This window comes from Roseobacter insulae (assembly GCF_019375555.1).
Taxonomy (GTDB): Bacteria; Pseudomonadota; Alphaproteobacteria; order Rhodobacterales; family Rhodobacteraceae; genus Roseobacter; species Roseobacter insulae.
The window spans coordinates 126,963-144,527 of record NZ_JAHXDN010000003.1 but is presented as its reverse complement, the minus strand read 5'-3'; the positions used below and the strand labels follow the sequence as shown (position 1 = coordinate 144,527).

Annotated in this window: 19 protein-coding genes and 1 tRNA gene; 8 read left to right on the top strand and 12 right to left on the bottom strand. The window is 61.1% G+C overall.

Annotated elements, in window-relative coordinates:
• Nucleotides 1-138: 138 nt before the first annotated feature.
• The 7 genes from mltG to fabD form a co-directional block, all read right to left on the bottom strand.
• On the bottom strand, nucleotides 139-1,290 hold the full coding sequence (gene mltG, locus KX928_RS12120) for an endolytic transglycosylase MltG (protein ID WP_219502521.1): 1,152 nt from the start codon (nucleotides 1,288-1,290) through the stop codon (nucleotides 139-141).
• Nucleotides 1,290-2,549, bottom strand: coding sequence for a beta-ketoacyl-ACP synthase II (gene fabF, locus KX928_RS12115; RefSeq protein WP_219502516.1), 1,260 nt, complete (start codon nucleotides 2,547-2,549; stop codon nucleotides 1,290-1,292). The genes mltG and fabF overlap by 1 nt, the downstream gene beginning before the upstream one ends.
• Nucleotides 2,550-2,639: 90 nt before the next feature.
• Nucleotides 2,640-3,173, bottom strand: a complete 534-nt coding sequence (locus tag KX928_RS12110) for a GNAT family N-acetyltransferase (RefSeq protein ID WP_219502512.1) — start codon at nucleotides 3,171-3,173, stop codon at nucleotides 2,640-2,642.
• A 165-nt stretch (nucleotides 3,174-3,338) separates the two neighbouring features.
• The gene (locus KX928_RS12105; protein ID WP_035247318.1) at nucleotides 3,339-3,572 is read right to left on the bottom strand and encodes an acyl carrier protein; all 234 of its coding nucleotides are present in this window, start codon (nucleotides 3,570-3,572) and stop codon (nucleotides 3,339-3,341) included.
• A gap of 251 nt (nucleotides 3,573-3,823) precedes the next feature.
• Complete coding sequence (gene fabG / locus KX928_RS12100; protein ID WP_219502511.1) at nucleotides 3,824-4,561, bottom strand: 3-oxoacyl-[acyl-carrier-protein] reductase; 738 nt, start codon at nucleotides 4,559-4,561, stop codon at nucleotides 3,824-3,826.
• A gap of 189 nt (nucleotides 4,562-4,750) precedes the next feature.
• Nucleotides 4,751-4,933: a hypothetical protein gene (locus KX928_RS12095; RefSeq protein ID WP_219502508.1), complete on the bottom strand. Its 183-nt coding sequence runs from the start codon at nucleotides 4,931-4,933 to the stop codon at nucleotides 4,751-4,753.
• 145 nt (nucleotides 4,934-5,078) lie between these two features.
• Nucleotides 5,079-6,014, bottom strand: a complete 936-nt coding sequence (gene fabD / locus KX928_RS12090) for an ACP S-malonyltransferase (protein ID WP_219502505.1) — start codon at nucleotides 6,012-6,014, stop codon at nucleotides 5,079-5,081.
• 222 nt (nucleotides 6,015-6,236) lie between these two features.
• Here fabD and KX928_RS12085 point away from each other — a divergent pair, with 222 nt between their 5' ends.
• Nucleotides 6,237-7,439 carry a cytochrome b/b6 domain-containing protein gene (locus KX928_RS12085; RefSeq protein ID WP_219502488.1) on the top strand — a complete coding sequence of 401 codons (1,203 nt, stop codon included), beginning with the start codon at nucleotides 6,237-6,239 and terminating at the stop codon, nucleotides 7,437-7,439.
• A 61-nt stretch (nucleotides 7,440-7,500) separates the two neighbouring features.
• Here the strand turns inward: KX928_RS12085 and KX928_RS12080 are convergent, their stop codons facing one another.
• On the bottom strand, nucleotides 7,501-8,073 hold the full coding sequence (locus KX928_RS12080) for a YceI family protein (RefSeq protein ID WP_219502485.1): 573 nt from the start codon (nucleotides 8,071-8,073) through the stop codon (nucleotides 7,501-7,503).
• Nucleotides 8,074-8,202: 129 nt separating this feature from the next.
• Nucleotides 8,203-8,691 carry a hypothetical protein gene (locus tag KX928_RS12075; protein WP_219502482.1) on the bottom strand — a complete coding sequence of 163 codons (489 nt, stop codon included), beginning with the start codon at nucleotides 8,689-8,691 and terminating at the stop codon, nucleotides 8,203-8,205.
• A 271-nt stretch (nucleotides 8,692-8,962) separates the two neighbouring features.
• On the opposite strand from KX928_RS12075, the gene rpsF reads away from it, so the two are divergent.
• The 6 genes from rpsF (at nucleotide 8,963) to KX928_RS12045 (ending at nucleotide 13,609) form a co-directional block, all read left to right on the top strand.
• Nucleotides 8,963-9,322 (top strand): 30S ribosomal protein S6, encoded by a 360-nt coding sequence (gene rpsF, locus KX928_RS12070; RefSeq protein WP_219502479.1) that lies wholly within the window; start codon nucleotides 8,963-8,965, stop codon nucleotides 9,320-9,322.
• A gap of 26 nt (nucleotides 9,323-9,348) precedes the next feature.
• Nucleotides 9,349-9,576: a 30S ribosomal protein S18 gene (rpsR, locus tag KX928_RS12065; RefSeq protein WP_005982441.1), complete on the top strand. Its 228-nt coding sequence runs from the start codon at nucleotides 9,349-9,351 to the stop codon at nucleotides 9,574-9,576.
• 10 nt (nucleotides 9,577-9,586) lie between these two features.
• Nucleotides 9,587-10,219 (top strand): 50S ribosomal protein L9, encoded by a 633-nt coding sequence (gene rplI / locus KX928_RS12060; RefSeq protein ID WP_219502476.1) that lies wholly within the window; start codon nucleotides 9,587-9,589, stop codon nucleotides 10,217-10,219.
• Between the two features lie 144 nt (nucleotides 10,220-10,363).
• Nucleotides 10,364-10,897, top strand: a complete 534-nt coding sequence (locus KX928_RS12055) for an AAA family ATPase (protein ID WP_219502474.1) — start codon at nucleotides 10,364-10,366, stop codon at nucleotides 10,895-10,897.
• A 135-nt stretch (nucleotides 10,898-11,032) separates the two neighbouring features.
• Nucleotides 11,033-11,521 (top strand): lytic transglycosylase domain-containing protein, encoded by a 489-nt coding sequence (locus KX928_RS12050; RefSeq protein WP_219502471.1) that lies wholly within the window; start codon nucleotides 11,033-11,035, stop codon nucleotides 11,519-11,521.
• Nucleotides 11,522-11,650: 129 nt separating this feature from the next.
• Complete coding sequence (locus tag KX928_RS12045; RefSeq protein ID WP_219502468.1) at nucleotides 11,651-13,609, top strand: bifunctional 2',3'-cyclic-nucleotide 2'-phosphodiesterase/3'-nucleotidase; 1,959 nt, start codon at nucleotides 11,651-11,653, stop codon at nucleotides 13,607-13,609.
• Between the two features lie 73 nt (nucleotides 13,610-13,682).
• Here KX928_RS12045 and tig read toward each other — a convergent pair whose 3' ends face one another.
• The gene (gene tig, locus KX928_RS12040; protein ID WP_219502464.1) at nucleotides 13,683-15,014 is read right to left on the bottom strand and encodes a trigger factor; all 1,332 of its coding nucleotides are present in this window, start codon (nucleotides 15,012-15,014) and stop codon (nucleotides 13,683-13,685) included.
• Nucleotides 15,015-15,147: 133 nt separating this feature from the next.
• Nucleotides 15,148-15,232, bottom strand: a tRNA-Leu gene (locus KX928_RS12035).
• A 140-nt stretch (nucleotides 15,233-15,372) separates the two neighbouring features.
• On the opposite strand from KX928_RS12035, the gene KX928_RS12030 reads away from it, so the two are divergent.
• Nucleotides 15,373-15,891 carry a Hint domain-containing protein gene (locus KX928_RS12030; RefSeq protein ID WP_219502462.1) on the top strand — a complete coding sequence of 173 codons (519 nt, stop codon included), beginning with the start codon at nucleotides 15,373-15,375 and terminating at the stop codon, nucleotides 15,889-15,891.
• On the opposite strand, the gene KX928_RS12025 is transcribed toward KX928_RS12030, so the two are convergent.
• A complete protein-coding gene (locus KX928_RS12025) occupies nucleotides 15,888-17,558 on the bottom strand; it encodes an NAD(P)H-hydrate dehydratase (protein WP_219502459.1) in 1,671 nt (556 codons plus the stop codon). The two genes, KX928_RS12030 and KX928_RS12025, sit on opposite strands and share 4 nt — an antisense overlap.
• Nucleotides 17,559-17,565 lie beyond the last annotated feature (7 nt).

Sequence of the window (17,565 nt, the reverse complement as noted above, 5' to 3'; positions counted from 1 at the left end):
ATCTCTAACCGTACGGTACGATTAACAAATTCCTAAAACGAATACACGCATAAGGGTATCATGGATCACTGGGCAACGCCTTTACGCAAGGGAAGAAAACACGCGATCGGCCCCTGTTTTATTGCGCCGTTGTTGTCGTCAGTTGGCGCGTTCCGCCTCAATCTCACGCCATTTGGCCACATTGCGATTATGCTCATCCAGCGTTTCGGCAAAGGCATGTCCGCCGGTGCCATCGGCAACGAAGAATACATAATCCGTCGTCAAGGGCCGCGCCGCCGCCTGCAGGCTCGCGGCCCCTGGGTTGGCAATTGGTGTGGGTGGCAATCCTTCGATCACATAGGTGTTCCACGGGGTTGCCGCGCGCAACTCGCTTTGCCGCAGACCCCGGCCCAGAACACCCTGCCCCTTGGTGACGCCGTAAATCACCGTCGGGTCGGTCTGAAGGCGCATGCCACGGTTCAGGCGGTTGACGAAAACGCTTGCCACCTGCCCCCGCTCTTCGGCAACACCGGTTTCCTTCTCAATGATAGAGGCCAGCACCAGCAGCTCCTCCGGCGTCTCTACGGGCAGGTCCTCCGCCCGGTTTTGCCAGGCTTGCGCGACCCTCAGTTCCTGCGCGGCCTGCATCCGTTCGATGATCTGCGTCCGATCATCCCCCGGGCGCACCTCGTAGCTGTCCGGCGCCAACGATCCTTCGGGCGGCAAGTCAGCGACAGCCCCCTCCAGCACGTCCATCGACTTAAGGCTCTCGACAACCTGCCAGCTCGTCACCCCTTCGGCCAACGCCACGCGGAACCGCGTATCGGGCTGCGCCTTCTTTTCCGCATATATTTCGGGCGTTTCTTCTTCGGCCGGGGTAAAGGCGGCGCGTTCTTCGAAGCGATTTGTTTCAGGATCCAGTTCGCGCACCTGGATGCCCAGTCTGTTCACGCCAATCCGGTAGACAACCTCGGTCCCGCAGGTGCTGGCGCCGCCCCGCGTGACGATGTCCACGATCTCCGCCATGGAGGCACCGGGGGCGACCAGATAACTGCCCGCCTTCAGCTGCGACGTCTTGTCGGCATAATCTGCCCCCATGCGAAAAATCGTCGGGGAGCTGACCGCGCCCTGATCTTCCAGCGACCGGCTGACCCGGCGCATGTTAGACCCGCGCTCGACCTGCAGGCATATCGCCTGATCAAGCGGACCGGCTGCCTCATACTGGCCCTTGCCCCAAAGGATCACGCCACCCATCAGGAAAAGCAGCACGATCAGCATGGTCACCGCGTTAGACGCGATATGTCGCCACATCAGCCGACCTTCCCGAAAATGACGCTGGCGTTCGTGCCGCCAAAGCCAAAGGAGTTGGACAGGGCGACGTCCACCTTGCGTTCCCGTTTCGCATTGGGCGCGAGGTCGATTTGCGTTTCAACCGCCGGATTGTCCAGGTTGATCGTCGGTGGCGCGACCTGGTCACGGATCGCCAGGATCGAGAAGATCGCCTCGATCGCGCCCGCCGCGCCCAAAAGATGACCCGTGGAAGACTTCGTGGACGACATGGTGACATTGCGCGCGTGCTCTCCCAGCATCCGCTCGACCGCGCCAAGCTCGATGGTATCGGCCATCGTCGACGTACCATGCGCATTGATGTAATCGATGTCGGCCGGCGTCAGTCCGGCATTGTTCAGGGCGGCACGCATGGCGCGCTCGGCACCGTCGCCGTCTTCGGCAGGGGCGGTAATATGGTAGGCGTCACCCGACAAACCATATCCCAGCACCTCGGCATAGATCTTGGCGCCGCGCGCCCTGGCATGCTCATATTCTTCCAGCACGACGATCCCGGCCCCCTCGCCCATGACGAAACCATCGCGGTCCTCGTCATAGGGGCGGCTGGCTTTCTCCGGAGTGTCTCCGCGCTTGGTGCTGAGCGCCTTGCAGGCGTTGAACCCGGCGATCCCGATTTCACAGATCGCGGCCTCCGCACCGCCGGCAATCATCACATCCGCGTCGCCGTGCTGGATCAGGCGGCTCGCATCGCCAATCGCATGCGCCCCGGTCGAACACGCCGTCACCACCGAATGGTTCGGGCCGCGGAACCCGTATTTGATCGACACCTGACCGGAGATCAGGTTGATCAGCGCGCCCGGCACAAAGAACGGCGAGACGCGGCGCGGCCCCTTCTCATTCATCATGATCGCGGTGTTCGCGATGGAATTCAGCCCGCCGATACCCGAGCCGATCAACACACCGGTGCGATCGAGGCTCTCGCGATCCTCCGGGTGCCACCCGGCATCCTCGACCGCCTGCTGTGCGGCGGCCAGACCAAACAGAATGAAGGTGTCCACCTTCCGCTGGTCTTTCGGCTCCATGTAGGTGTCGGCGTTGAACGTGCCGTCCGAGCCGTCACCCAAAGGCACTTCGCAGGCGTATTGCGTGACCAGTTTACCGGGATCAAACCCCGTGATCGGCCCCGCACCTGATTGACCGTCAAGGATACGCGACCAACTGGCTTCCACGCCATCGGCCAACGGTGTTACCAGGCCCAAACCTGTGACAACTACTCTCCGCATCGTAATGCCCCTCTCAATTTCGTCCCACCCCATACAGTGCAGGGAGGTTTTTGTGCAAGTGCACTCAGTACACAGCGCATCGCCGCAATGTTACTGTGGTGGTCCCTTGCGTGCCATCAATCGGACAGCACTGCCATCGAATTCTGCATCCCGCATCAACTCGTAGCCCAGAGCGTCGGCAATGCGCAGTGATCCGCCATGTTCCGGCGCGATCATGCAGACAAGCCTGCCGGTGACCACGCGGTCGAACCAGTCATGCGCCGCCCGCGCCGCTTCGATCCCGAGGCCCTGCCCATGCGCCTCCGGCGCAAGCACCCATCCTGCCTCGGGAAAATCGTCAAAATCCTCACCAAGATCCCGTTTTGCATAGAAAAACCCCACCTGCCCACACATGTCGGGTGCACGGTGCCGGTGAATCGCCCACTGGCCGAAACCCGTGATCTGCCAGTGCCCCGCGTTGCGCAGGAATGCATCCCACGCCTTGCTGCGCGACCAGGGCGCGCCGTTGATGTGTTCCACAACCTCCGGCATCGACCAGATCGCGGCATAGCGCCCAAAATCCTCCGGGCGCATCCCGCGCAGGGTCAACCGCGACGTGTTGATTGTTGGTATCGTGCGCGACATCTTTGCTGCCTCTGCTCTGATTGCGGGGCTTTGCGCCCTCTTTTCGCAGATTTGCGCGAGACAGGGCGCCAATTCAACCCCTCCGCGAACTTTATAGGACAAAAGGCGCCTTTCCTCGCGGAAAGACGCCTTTTTAATCTCGTTGCCGGAAAAGCCCGGCGGCTATTAGGAGGCTTCGGTAATGAACTTCACCGCGTCGCCAAATGTCTGGATGGTTTCGGCGGCGTCATCAGGAATTTCGATGCCGAATTCTTCTTCGAATGCCATCACCAGCTCGACAGTATCGAGGCTGTCTGCACCAAGATCGTCGATGAAAGAAGCATTCTCAGCTACTTTATCCTCTTCAACACCAAGGTGCTCAACAACGATTTTCTTAACGCGATCTGCGATGTCGCTCATAATAGTCCCTCATTCGTTCGGGCCATACTGGCCCCTTTCGGTTGCCCGCCCACCCGGTGATCCCGGGATGGTCAGACGTTTGCCCCAAAGGGGCGGCTCTGTCCGTGTTGGCGCGGCGCCTGCCGTACCTTGTTCGGATCGATCCCAACATGCAACTGCATATCCGGGCTCAAAACTGCGCCCCCTTTAGCACAAGCGGCACAGATGGCAAACGCATTGTGCACACTCTTTGAGCGCGGCGCAAATCTGACCTACAACATGGCCATACCGCCATTCACATGCAAGGTGGTACCGGTAACATAGCCCGCCTCCGCACTCGCCAGATAGGCCACGGCCGCGCTGATTTCTGCCGGCGTGCCCATGCGCCCGGCAGGAATTTGCCCCATGATTCCGGCCTTTTGATCCTCTGTCAGCTTGTCTGTCATCGCGGTTTCAATGAAACCGGGGGCCACCGCATTCACGGTGATGCCACGGCTCGCCACCTCGTAGGCAAGGCTTTTGGACATGCCGATCATGCCCGCCTTTGACGCGGCGTAATTCGCCTGGCCGGGGTTCCCGGTTGCGCCGACAACGCTGGAAATATTCACGATCCGGCCCCACCGCGCCTTCATCATGCCGCGCATCACACCTTTGCAAAGCTTGAAGGTTGCGGTCAGATTGACGTCCAGAACCGAATTCCACTCCTCGTCCGACATGCGCATGAACAGGTTGTCCCGGGTGATCCCGGCATTGTTGACAAGAATGTCCACGGAACCCATCGTCTCGATCGCCTGTTTCGGCAACGCCTCCACCGCGGCCATGTCGCTCAGATTGCACGGCAGAACATGCGCGCGCTCGCCAAGCTCCGCAGCCAGCGCCTCCAGGGGATCAACCCGTGTTCCCGATAAACCGACTGTCGCGCCTGCACAGTGCAGTGTCCGGGCGATCTCTGCACCGATCCCCCCCGAGGCGCCGGTGACGAGCGCAGATTTACCAGTCAGATCAAACATTCAGGGTCTCCCAAAAATCAAAAGCTGGCGTGGGAGTGCCACGCCAGCCTGACAAATTCAACCTCGCTTGATGGGTCGGCCGCGCCGCACAGGCTCACGATGCAGGAGACCATTGTCTTGCGCACGCCTCGCGCACCCCTGATACGCATCTGCATCGGGATGCCACCTGTTTCAACGCCGCTGCGGTGTCTAGATGACTCCGGCGCGGCTGATATCACCGATACGCGCGCGCCCGTCTGAGGAGGACGCGGACATCGTGGTATTAGCAAAGGTGCTGATGCCGTCATCCACCGTGGCAGCGTCGCTTGCGAGGGCGGAGACTCCGGCAATGGCTATCGCTAAAAGCGCCACGCCTTTTCTAAAAGAAACCATGCAATCATCCAATCAACAGTCACAATCGTTACACCGCCGGAAATATCGACGGATACGGAAATATTAGCTGATGGAAGCCTTTCAGGTCAAATGTTTGCGGGTTTCAAACGTTCACCCTGTGTTTCAAAAATGTTTCAAATCGTCCTCAAAGGCTCGCGACCACGGATGTCACGTCCTCCGGTGTGCCGACGTTGCGCTGTGTGCTGTCTTTTGCGATCCGGCGGATCATACCGCTGAGCGCCTTGCCCGCGCCGATTTCCCAGAATTCCGTGACGCCCTGTCCGGCCATCCACTCCACCGAGGATTTCCAGCGCACCCGCCCGGTAACCTGATCCACCAGCAGCGACCGGATCAGCGTCGTGTCGTTGACCGATGCGGCAAGCACGTTTGCAACCAGCGGTACCTTGGGGGCGTTCAGCGTCACCTTGTCCAGCGCCTGCGCCATCTCCGCAGCGGCAGGCTCCATCAGAGCACAGTGGAAAGGCGCCGATACCGGCAGCATCAATGCGCGTTTGGCCCCTGCCTCCTTGGCCAGCGCCACCGCGCGCTCCACCGCCTCCCGGGTGCCCGACACCACATTTTGCGCGGGGTCGTTCTCATTGGCGATCTGGCAGATCTCGCCCTGTGCCGCGCGGGCCGCGACATCCGCCGCCTCGTCGACGTCAAGCCCGAGGATGGCCGCCATGGCTCCCTCGCCCACCGGCACGGCCTGTTGCATCGCGCGGCCGCGAATGCGCAACAACCGTGCGGCGTCGGCAATGCTGAAGGTTCCTGCCGCAGCCAGCGCCGAGTATTCCCCAAGCGAGTGCCCCGCGACATAGCTCACACGGTCCAGCCCGATGCCTTCCGCCTCCAGACTGCGCAAGGCGGCCATCGAGGTGGCCATCAACGCCGGTTGCGCGTTTTCCGTTAGCGTCAGCGTGTCGATCTCCCCGTCCCAGATCAGGCTGCTGAGCTTTTCGCCCAAGGCATCATCAACTTCGTCGAACACCGCGCGCGCCGTTGGATAGGCGTCCGCCAGCGCCTTTCCCATACCGATGGTTTGCGCCCCCTGCCCCGGAAAAACAAATGCGATGCTCATGAAAGACGGTCTCCTCTTGGTAATGGTTCTGTCTGGCTTAGCCTGCCCGCGCGGGCGAGGCAACGGCGGAACCGGCCCGGCAGGGGCACGGGGCGCATCGGCCAATACTCCTGCCTGCGTCCCCCCTGCTCACGGGCGCGCACCCTCTGTGCACTGGCTGGCATTGCGTCCAGCCGGTGACCCGCTACATGATGCAGGATGTCACGACGTTTGAGGTTACCGATGTCCCTTTCCAATACCGCTTCGCATTACGGCAGTGTCACCAAAACATTCCATTGGCTCACCGCGCTTCTGGTGCTGACGCTGATCCCGCTGGGCATCTACGCCAACAGCCTGCCGTTCGACACATCCGAGCAGCTTGCGCGGAAAGCCTGGCTGTTCTCGCTGCACAAAACCCTGGGCGTGACGGTATTTTTTGTAGCACTCGCACGTATTGTCTGGGCACTCAGCCAACCCAAACCCGGCTTGCTGCATCCGGACCGCAAGGTCGAAAGTCTCGCCGCCGAAACCGTGCACTGGCTGCTGTACGGATCCTTGCTGCTGGTGCCCCTGTCAGGTTGGGTGCACCATGCCGCGACGGATGGGTTTGCGCCGATCTGGTGGCCCTTGGGGCAATCGCTTCCCCTTGTGCCCAAATCCGAAACCGTTGCGGCCGTAACGGCAGGGCTTCACATCGTCTTTGAACGCGTATTGGCAGCGTCGATCCTGCTGCATGTCGCCGGCGCGGTAAAACACCACGTCATTGACAAGGATGCCACGTTGCGGCGGATGCTGCCCGGGCGCCCGGAGGTAGCAGCAACCGGCGGCGGCCATCGCATCGTGGCCCCCGTGACAAGCGCCGTGGCGATCTGGATCAGCGCCCTTTTTGTGGGCAACGCCCTAGGTCTTTACGCGGCTCATGGGCCAACCGTCTCCGCCGCCGCTCTGGAGGACGTGCAATCGGACTGGCAGGTGCAGGAAGGCGAGATCACCATAACGGTCCGCCAGCTGGGCACGAACGTTCAGGGCAGTTTCGCGGACTGGACCTCTGCAATATCATTCGATGAAGACGTCACCGCGGGAACCGCCGGTACTGTGGAAACCACTGTGTCCATCGGGTCGCTGACGCTGGGCTCGGTCACCAGCCAGGCACTGGGGGCCGATTACTTCAACGCGGAGGCTTTCCCGACGGCGGTTTTTGTTGCGGAGATTCTGCGATCGGAAAGCGGGTATGAAGCCCAGGGCACACTGACCATGAAGGACACCTCGGTGCCAGTCACCCTGCCCTTCACACTGGAGATATCAGGGGACGTTGCGACCATGACGGGCAGCGCAACGCTGGACCGGCGCAATTACGGGATCGGCGACAACCAGAAAGACGAGGGAACACTGGGGTTCAACGTGGCGGTGAACATCTCGCTGACCGCCACCCGCGCCGAACAGTAACCAAAAAAAAAAGCCGCGCAACCCACTGCGCGGCTTTTGTCGTTTCTGCCGTTGTGACAGCTTACTCCGCTTTCATCGCCTCGATCGAGATGTTGATTTCGACTTCATCGCTGACGTAGGGCGCGAAAGCGCCAAGGTTGAAGTCGGAGCGCAGCACCGTTGCCGTGGCATCGAAGCCCGCCCATGGTTTGCCCGCCTGGGGGTGGTCGCCCGTCTGGTTCAGTTTGACATCCAGCACAACCGACTTGGTGACGTCGTTCATCGTCAGATCGCCGGTGATCTTGGCGGTGTCATCGCCGGTCACCTCGATGGAGGTGGAGGAAAAAGTAATCATGTCGCCTTCTTCAGCGCCGAAGAAATCCTCGGACATGAAATGCCCCTCACGCTTTTCCCAGCCGGTGAACATGCTCATCACCGGCATCGACACGTTCACGGACGAGGCGGCGGGATCGGCCTGATCGAACATGATTTCCCCTTCAAAACCGGAAAACATGCCGTAGGTGGTTGAAAAGCCGAGATGGTTGTAGCTGAACAGCACCTGGCTGTGGCTGGAATCGAGCACGTATTTCTCTGCAGAAGCAGCAGCCATACCGGCTGTGGCTGTCAGCGCGGCAGCAAGAAGAAGTGATTTCATGGAAGAACCTCCTGTTATTAATACAGAAGGTTATGTGGTGTGCGGTGCGTCCAAGGCAATCCCGCAGGTCTCAACAGGGAATGCGCGCTGATGAACAGCGCGCTTTTCCGCCTATGTGAATTTCGGAAGTCAGAGTTTGCCGGCAACCCGCAGGGCGGTGACGAGGCTGCGATGCGCGACCCGGTCGGTTGCGGCCACTTCGGCCAGCAAAGCGTCGTTCTTGCCCCAGAGCTTCACGTAGGTGCCGGAATTCTCGACGCTGGTCAGATCCTTGAAGGCGCAGCGGTCCAGAACGAACCGGTCCTTGCCGCGGGTGCGTACCAGGCGCACTTCGTGACGAATTGTGTCCACCTCCACCTTGGGTGGCGCAGGACGAACAAAGCCTTGCAACAGGGCGATCCCGGCCATGCCGCCAATCGCGGACGCCAGCAGCTTGAAAAGCATCAGTTCGTGATCCCAGCTTGCACCGGGTGCGAACCAAAGGCCAAGGGCCGTCAGGATCAGCGCAGCGCCGACCACGCCCTGCGCTGCGCGCATCAGCATTCGGCTACCGTCTGTTGTCCGCACCGGTTGCGGTGCGATGGAGTCAAAGCTGATCGGATCGACTGTGCTGGACATGCGCTTTCCCTCTCTTGGTTAACGAGCAGGAAAACGCCCAATCAAGACGCAAATAAGACGGCTTTCTGGCGCGGCCGGGACTATTTTAAGAAAGATGCCGTCAATGCGGGCGCGCATGGGGCGGGCATAGAGCCTTGCGCTGCACGCCAAAGCGTGTATATCGGCCCTTCCTTTTGCACATACTTGAACCGCGCAGTCTCTCGTGGCGGGGCCGCAGAAGGATACCAGGCCCCACCTTTGAAATGCGCCTTGATATAAATGAGGAAGCTACATGCCTAAATATGAGCATGTTATGATCGCGCGTCAGGACCTGTCCAACACGCAGGCCGAAGGGCTGATCGAACATTTCGGCGCCGTCCTGTCCGACAACGGCGGCAATCTCGTGGATCACGAGTACTGGGGCGTCAAGACGATGGCCTACAAGATCAACAAGAACCGCAAGGGCCACTATGCCTTCCTGCGCTCGGATGCCCCGGCACCGGCCGTTCAGGAAATGGAACGCCTGATGCGCCTGCATGACGACGTGATGCGCGTTCTGACCATCAAGGTCGATGAGCACGCGGAACTGCCTTCCGTGCAGATGCAGAAACGCGACGAACGCGACCGTGGCGACCGCCGCGAGCGCCGTTAGTCAGCTTCAGGACAAGGATATAACCCATGGCCGCTAAACCATTTTTCCGCCGTCGCAAGGTCTGCCCCTTCTCGGGCGACAACGCGCCGAAGATCGACTACAAGGACACCCGTCTGCTGCAACGCTACATCTCTGAGCGCGGCAAGATCGTGCCCAGCCGTATCACCGCAGTCTCTGCCAAGAAGCAACGCGAGCTGGCCCGTGCCATCAAACGCGCCCGCTTTCTGGCACTTCTGCCCTACGCCGTGAAGTAAGGAGAGCATCATGCAAGTTATCCTTCTCGAACGTGTCGCAAAACTGGGCCAGATGGGCGAAGTCGTCGATGTGAAACCCGGCTACGCCCGCAACTTCCTGTTGCCGCAAGGCAAGGCGCTCAGCGCTTCGAAATCCAACATCGAAGCCTTCGAGCAGCAAAAAGCGCAGCTTGAGGCCCGCAACCTGGAGACCAAGAAAGAAGCGTCATCGCTCGCAGAGAAACTCGATGGGCAGCAGTTCATCGTGATTCGCTCCGCGTCCGATTCCGGCGCGCTCTACGGCTCTGTCACCACCCGCGACGCCGCCGAAGCCGCGACCGAGGCCGGATTCACCGTGGATCGCAAACAGGTTGTTCTGCAGCCGATCAAGGAACTGGGCCTGCATTCCGTACAGATCGTTCTGCACCCGGAAGTCGACGCCACAATCGAGCTCAACGTGGCCCGCTCGCCCGAAGAGGCCGAATTGCAGGCTGCCGGTAAATCCATTCAGGAACTGGCCGCCGAAGAAGAAGCCGCTGCCGACTTCGAAATTGCCGAGCTTTTCGAGGATATAGGGGCTGCGACCTCCGAAGACGAAGATCTGGCCGAAGCCGTGTCCGAGCCGTCCGAGGAAGATCAGGACGACGCAGAAACCAAGTCCTGATCGGTCTCATATCACATCACGAAAAAGCCGGGTGCCTGTCAGGTCCCCGGCTTTTTTTGTTGCCCGCCGCCGCATCGGCATTTTGCGACGGTCGCTGACCGGAAAGGGCTTTCACCATCCTGCACAAAGAGGCATCCTGCCGTCATGAACGGGCGTGTTCTCATTTCAGGGTGTTCCGGCGGTGGCAAATCAACGCTGCTGGACGAGATCGAGGCGCGCGGCCACGCGGTTGTGAAAGAACCGGGACGGCGCATCGTGGCCGAGCAGAAAGCGGGCGATGGCAAGGCCTTGCCCTGGGTCGATATGGCGGCCTTCGCACGGCGGGCGACAGAGATGGCCAGACATGACCTGTCAGCCGCTGCTGAACGCGGCGGGTTTGTGTTTTTCGACAGGGGGCTGGTAGATGCCGCCGTCGCGCTTCAACAGGCGATAGGCGTTCCGGTGGCGGAAACACTTGCCGGGGCGCACCGCTATGCGCCTTGCGTGTTTCTGGCCCCGCCATGGCCGGAAATCTTTACCAGGGACGCCGACAGACAGCATGACCTGAGCACGGCAATTGCCGAGTATCACCGGCTGGAACAGGCATTTGACGCATTGGGCTACGCGATATGTCTGTTACCGAAGGCCCCGGTGTCTGACCGCGCCGATCTTGTGTTGCAAAAGGTCGGGCTGACCTAGCCACATGATGCAATTGGGGTGATCAGAGCGCGCTGTCCCGGCGCGCAGCAACATAATGCCGACAGGCAAAGGCCAGCTTGCACCGGGCTGCGTCACCGATAGGGTGCGTGGACCATCAGCCATTTGGGACGCGCTATGCCCCGTTCTCCGCAACCAGTCACAAGCCTACCACGGCGCAATTTCATCTATGCCCTGACCGCCCTGCTCCTGACCGGCTGCGCGCCCCCGGACCCGGCTGGATACAATCCGCCCCTCTACCCGAACGAGACACCCGAGTTGCGGCGCCTGATAAACCAATACGCCGATCTCTATGAATTGCCGCGGCCCTTGGTACACAAACTGGCGATCCGGGAAAGCACGCACCGTCCCTGGGTTCGCAACGGCCCCTATTACGGCTTGCTGCAAATCCTGCCGCAGACCGCCCGCACCATGGGGTTCCGCGGGGCGCCAAACGATCTGCTGGATGCCGAAACCAACCTCAAATACGCAGGCAAGTACCTGCGCGGAGCCTGGTTGTTGTCGGACGGCCAACAGGACAGGGCCATCATGTGGTACGCTCGCGGCTACTATTACGAGGCCAAAAGGCGCGGCATGCTGGTCGAGACGGGCCTGCGCCCGGGGTGATACCTGCTACCATCGCGGGAAACTTGAGCTTGACGGACGTTTCCCGCCGGTTGATCCTGAGGGTCATGATGCTGTGATCTGCCCCCGGCATCTCTTCCTCCAGTGCGTTCAGACCAAAGGAAATCCGCCATGACCCTCCGCCTCTCCCGCCGCTCCTTCATCGCTGGCAGTGCCGGCCTGCTGGCCGTGCACCCATTTTCCGTGCATGCTGCCGCTGGTCAGGCTCATTTGCGCCTGATGGAAACCACCGACCTGCATGTGCATGTCTTTCCCTACGACTACTACGCCGACAAACCCCGCGATACTGTTGGCCTTGCGCGCACCGCCTCGATCATCAGCGACATCCGGTCCGAGGCCACGAATTCCCTGCTGCTCGACAATGGCGACTTCCTGCAAGGCAATCCGATGGGTGATTACATCGCCTATGAACGCGGCATGAAAGACGGCGACATGCATCCGGTGATCGCCGCGATGAATACCGTGGGCTTCGATGCGTCAACGCTCGGCAATCACGAGTTCAACTATGGCCTTGATTTCCTGATGAAATCTCTGGCCGGTGCGGATTTCCCGGTGCTGTCTGCAAATGTGGTCAAGCAGATGGGCGCATCGCCAACTGCCGACATCCCGCTGATCAAACCCTACACGATCATCGACCGGACGCTGACAGACGGTGCAGGCAACACTCATCCGATCAGGATCGGCCTTATCGGCTTTGTGCCACCGCAGATCATGAACTGGGACCGCCGACATCTTGAAGGCAAGGTAGAGACCCGTGATATCCTTGAAGCCGCCCGCGCCTATGTCCCTCAGATGAAAGAAGAAGGCGCGGATATCATCATTGCGCTGTCTCACTCGGGTATCGGATCGGCGGATGAAAGCGAGATGATGGAAAACGCCTCCGTCCCGCTGGCGGCGGTTCCGGGGATTGACGCCATTCTGACCGGGCACAGCCACCTCGTGTTTCCCTCCGGCACCTATCAGGATTACGCCGCTGTCGACGCTAATGCAGGGACGATCCACGGCAAACCGGCGACCATGGGCGGTTTCTGGGGCAGTCACCTTGGCCTGATCGACCTGATGCTGGAACGGGACGGCGGGAGCTGGCGCATCGCCGGGCATGCGTCCGAGGCGCGCCCGATCTCGAAACGCAATGAAGACAGGTCGATCACCGCGCTGGTGGAGAGCGATGAAGCGGTACTCGCCAGCGTTCAGCAGGAACATGACGAGACCCTTGCCTATGTGCGCCGGGCGGTTGGCAAAACGGATGCGAACCTGCACAGCTACTTTGCGCTGGTGGCAGATGATCCCTCGGTGCAGATCGTCTCCAACGCGCAGACCTGGTACATCAAGGAAATGCTGCAAGGCACTGAATATGAGGGGCTTCCTGTCCTGTCCGCGGCCGCGCCCTTCAAGGCGGGCGGACGTGGTGGCCCGGAATACTACACCGATGTGCCCAAGGGGGACGTGGCGATCAAGAACGTCTCCGACCTCTACCTCTACCCCAATACCGCACGGGCTGTGCTGGTGACCGGAGCCGAGGTCAAGGACTGGCTCGAACGGTCGGCAGGCATGTTCAACCAGGTCACCCCGGGCAAGGCGGACCAGCCTCTGATCAACGACAGCTTCCCCTCTTACAACTTCGATGTGATGGACGGTGTGACCTACCAGATCGACCTCAGCCAACCGTCGAAGTTCGACCCCAAGGGCGTGCTGATCAACCCCGATGCCAACCGGATCGTTGAGTTGAAATACAATGGTGAACCGCTTGACCCCGATCAGAAATTCATCATTGCGACCAACAATTACCGCGCCAGCGGCGGTGGCGATTTCCCCGGTGCCAAAGGCGACACGATTGTCTTTGAGGGGCCGGATACAAACCGCGACGTGATCGTCCGTTACATCGTGCAGAACGGCACCGTCAGCCCGCGCGCCGATGCGAACTGGACCTTCAAACCGCTGGACGGGGCTTCCGTCCTTTTCGACACCGGGCCGAAAGCAGAGGACTATGTGGATGACGTCAAAGGCGTCACCGTGGCCCCTGCGGGCGAAGGTGCGGACGGCTTTGCGCGGTTCCGCATTCAACTCTGACCCCTGCACGACAAACAAAAAGGGGCCGCGCATCGCCAGCGCGGCCCCTTTTATCATGCCATAGCGGGAAGGATTATTCGTCTTCCAGCGCCTCAACGGCTTTCTGCAGATCATCCTTGGAGACTGTTTTCTCCTTGATCGTGGCCTGCTCGAATACGTGATCAACCACCTTGTCTTCGAACAGCGGCGCGCGCATCTGCTGCTGCATCTGCTGGTTTTGCTGAACGAATTCGAAGAACTGGCGCTCCTGACCGGGGTACTGGCGCGCCTGGTTCATGATCGCCTGCGTCATCTCGGCATCGGTGACTTCCACTTCGGCCTTCTGGCCGATCTCGGCCAGCAGCAGGCCGAGGCGCACGCGGCGCGTCGCCAGCTTGGTGTGCTCTTCAGTGGCTTCGATCTCCGGGTGATCATGGCCTTCGACATCCGGGTTTTCCTCGTGCCAGAGCTGATGCGCGATCTGACCGGCTTCCGCTTCGACCAGCGAGGGCGGCAGATCGAAATCGACAAGCTCATCCAGCGCATCCAGCAGGCTGCGCTTCATCACCGCACGCGCCGCCCCGGCGTATTCCGCTTCCAGACGTTCTGAGATTTGCGTTTTCAGCGCAGAGAGATCCTCGGCACCGAACTTGGTGGCCAGTTCATCGTTGATTTCGGCGGCAACGGGTTCTTTGACTTCCTTGATGGTGCAATCGAACACCGCCTCTTTGCCTTTCAGGTTCTCGGCCTGATAGTCATCCGGGAAGGACACGTTGACTGTCTTCTCCTCGCCCGCTTTCACGCCAACCAGCTGCTCTTCGAAGCCGGGGATGAAGGAGTTGGAGCCCAGCACCAGCGGATAGTCTTCCGCAGAGCCGCCCTCAAAGGCTTCGCCGTCCACTTTGCCAACGAAATCCATCACGACCTGATCACCGTCCTTGGCCTTGGACCCTTTCTTGCGGGCTTTGAAGTCCTGCGCGGTTTCGGCGAGATTGGCCAGCGCTTCGTTCACGGCCGCGTCTTCGGCCTTCACAACCAGTTTTTCCAGCTTGATCTTGGTGTATTCGACTTCGGGGATGTCGGGCAGCGCCTCGTAGGACATCGATACCTCGACATCGTCACCCTCTTTCCAGTCCTCGTTGGTCATCTTGACTTCGGGCTGCAACGCCGGACGGTCGCCGGAGGATTCAAAGTGTTCGCTCATCGCGCCGTCGATGCTTTCCTGCATCGCCTCGCCCATCACCCGCTGGCCGAACTGCTTTTTCAGCAGCGCCATCGGCACCTTGCCCTTGCGAAAGCCTTTCATTTCGACTTCCGGCTGGGCTTCCGCCAGTTTCTCGTTGACCTTGGCCTCCAGCTCTGCGGCGGTGACCGTGATGGCATAGCCGCGTTTCAGACCTTCGTTCAGCGTCTCGGTGACCTGCATGTGTGCTCCATGTAAAAGAGGCGCGCCGGGCGGGCGCGGGCATAAATTTTCCGCCCTTCTAAGTGCCAAGCGCGCAAGGTGCAAGAGGCGTTCTCTGCCTGTTCCAAAGGGCTGGCCACGGGAGGGATTGACGTGGTGCGGGTGAAGGGACTTGAACCCCCACGCCTTGCGGCGCCAGAACCTAAATCTGGTGCGTCTACCAATTCCGCCACACCCGCACGGTCCGGTCGTCATCACCGGATCGCGGGCTTCCTAGCAAACCCTGCGGCCACTGGCGAGAGCAAAAAATCAAAGACTTCGTGGCGGATCTGGTCTATCGTGCCTTCAACCTTGAGGCAGGTTGAAAAGGAAGACGCCCATGAAGCCGAAAACGGCCGGGCGCGTAGGCGGTGGATACCGCCCTGCGGGCCATATGGCGCAGGCAACATCTCCCTTTGCGGGACTGGTTGCGGGCGCTAGCATACCCACCCTGAATGGCAATTGCGCCGTCGAAGACCTGTGCCCCGGGACACATGTCATCACCCGGAACGCCGGGGCCATACCGATTGAACGGATCGAAACGCGCAGCGTCGTGACGCAGGCAGTGTACGTGATCGCCGGATCACTGGGCCATGACCGCCCCGACCGCGACAGCCTGCTGTCGGGCGCGCAGCGCGTGCTGGTGCGCGACTGGCGGGCCAAGGCCTTTCTGGGCCAGACGCAGGCGCTGGTTCCGGCGCAGGCGCTGATCGACGGTGAATTTATCGAAGATGTCGGACAAAGGGCCCTGACGCTTTTCCGGATCTTCTGCGGTGCCCCGCGTATCCTTTACGCCGACGGGATGGAGTTGGCATCAGCCGACGATATCGCGCTGAGCCGGACGCAGGACGCAGCTTAAAGGCTCAGGGCGCGCAACACTTTGGGAAGCTCTTCCGGCAGGTCTTCGGCGATCAGCCCCGGCCCGAAGGAGCGTGCGCATTCCACGTGCAACCACACCGCCGCCTCGGCAGCGACAATCAGATCCGCTGAGACGGGAGAGGCCGCCAGTCCGGCGATCATGCCCGCCAACACATCCCCGGCCCCTGCTGTGGCCAGCCAGGGCGCGGCGCGGTCGTAAGCAGCAGCGTGCAGACAGGCCGCGCCTTCGGGGTTGGTGATGACGGTATCGGCGCCTTTCAGCAAGACCACGCAACCCGCGCGCGCCGCCGCCTCCCGCACGACGTCAATTTTGGACTTCGCCCCGCGCACGGCTTCTGCGAGGTCCGGGAAAAGCCGGGCAAACTCGCCTTCATGCGGCGTCAGAATGGTGCGTTCGTGCACCTCGGCAAAGAGCGTTTCGGGATCATCCGCAAAGCTTGTAAGGGCATCCGCGTCCAGCACCACGACGGGCCGCCGCCAATCCCTCTCGCCCGCCTTCCGGGCCAGAGCCGCCTGCACCAGCGCCCGGGTTCGCGTGCCGACACCCAGCCCCGGCCCCAGGCAGAACCCCGACACCCGGTCATCCGCGACCTCACCCAGCAGGTTCGGGTCGTCGAGCCCCCTCAGCATGACCGCATTCAGTTGCATCGCGTTCTCCATCAGGGCGGCCTTGGGGCACACAAGCGTCACCAGTCCGGCACCGGCGCGCAAACCGGCCCGCGCAGCCATCCGGCCCGCACCACCACGCCCCACGCCACCAGCAAAGACAATGAGATGGCCGAAGTCGTACTTATGCGCACCGCCGCGACGTTTGGGCAGAACCGATGATGGCCAAGTGCCGGGTTCCAGTGCGGTCAGTCCCGCGGCGCCGAAATGCTTCGGCTCGGTCAGGCGGGCGCGCTCCGGATCAGCGGGCAGCCCGATGATGCCGCGCTCCATCGCGTCGCCGCGCAGGCCGATGTCGGCGACGGCCAGATGTCGACTCATCAGCGGCCCCAGCTCAAGATAATGACCCGGCTTTGGCGTGTGGAAGGTGACCGTCAGGTCGGCAATGTTGGATCGTCCCGGTGGTGGTTCGGATGCAGGCGCCTCCATATCTGGCTCAAGGGGCACGTGGCCATTGTCGAGATTGAGTCCCGAGGGGCAATCCACGGCGACTTTCCGAATGCGCATCCAGTTCTTCCAGGACTCCCGGGCATGGTGATCCAGAACCCGCGCTACCTCGCCCGGCAACGGGCGGGTCAATCCGATGCCAAAAACAGCATCCACAATCACGTCAGGGCGCGCGCCCGACAGGATCAGATCGACGTCCCATTGGTGTGCTTCTCCGGTTTCGATCCACCGATCGTGATTGGCGCGGGCATCGGGGGGCAGCTTCTCGGCCTTGCCGTAAAGAAACACGTCAACCTGCCAGCCCCTGTCCGCCAGCAGCCGCGCGATCACGAAACCGTCGCCGCCGTTGTTCCCCGGACCGCAAAGAACCAGCGCGCGATGGGCGGTTTCGGCAAGTTCCGGCCAGTTGTTGCAGAGCGCATCCACCACGCCCTGCCCGGCGCGCTCCATCAGCTCCAGCCCCGTCACCTTGCCCGACTCAATGGCCGCACTTTCGAGGGCGCGCATCTGGTTTGCCGTCAATAATTCCGTCATTTCATCC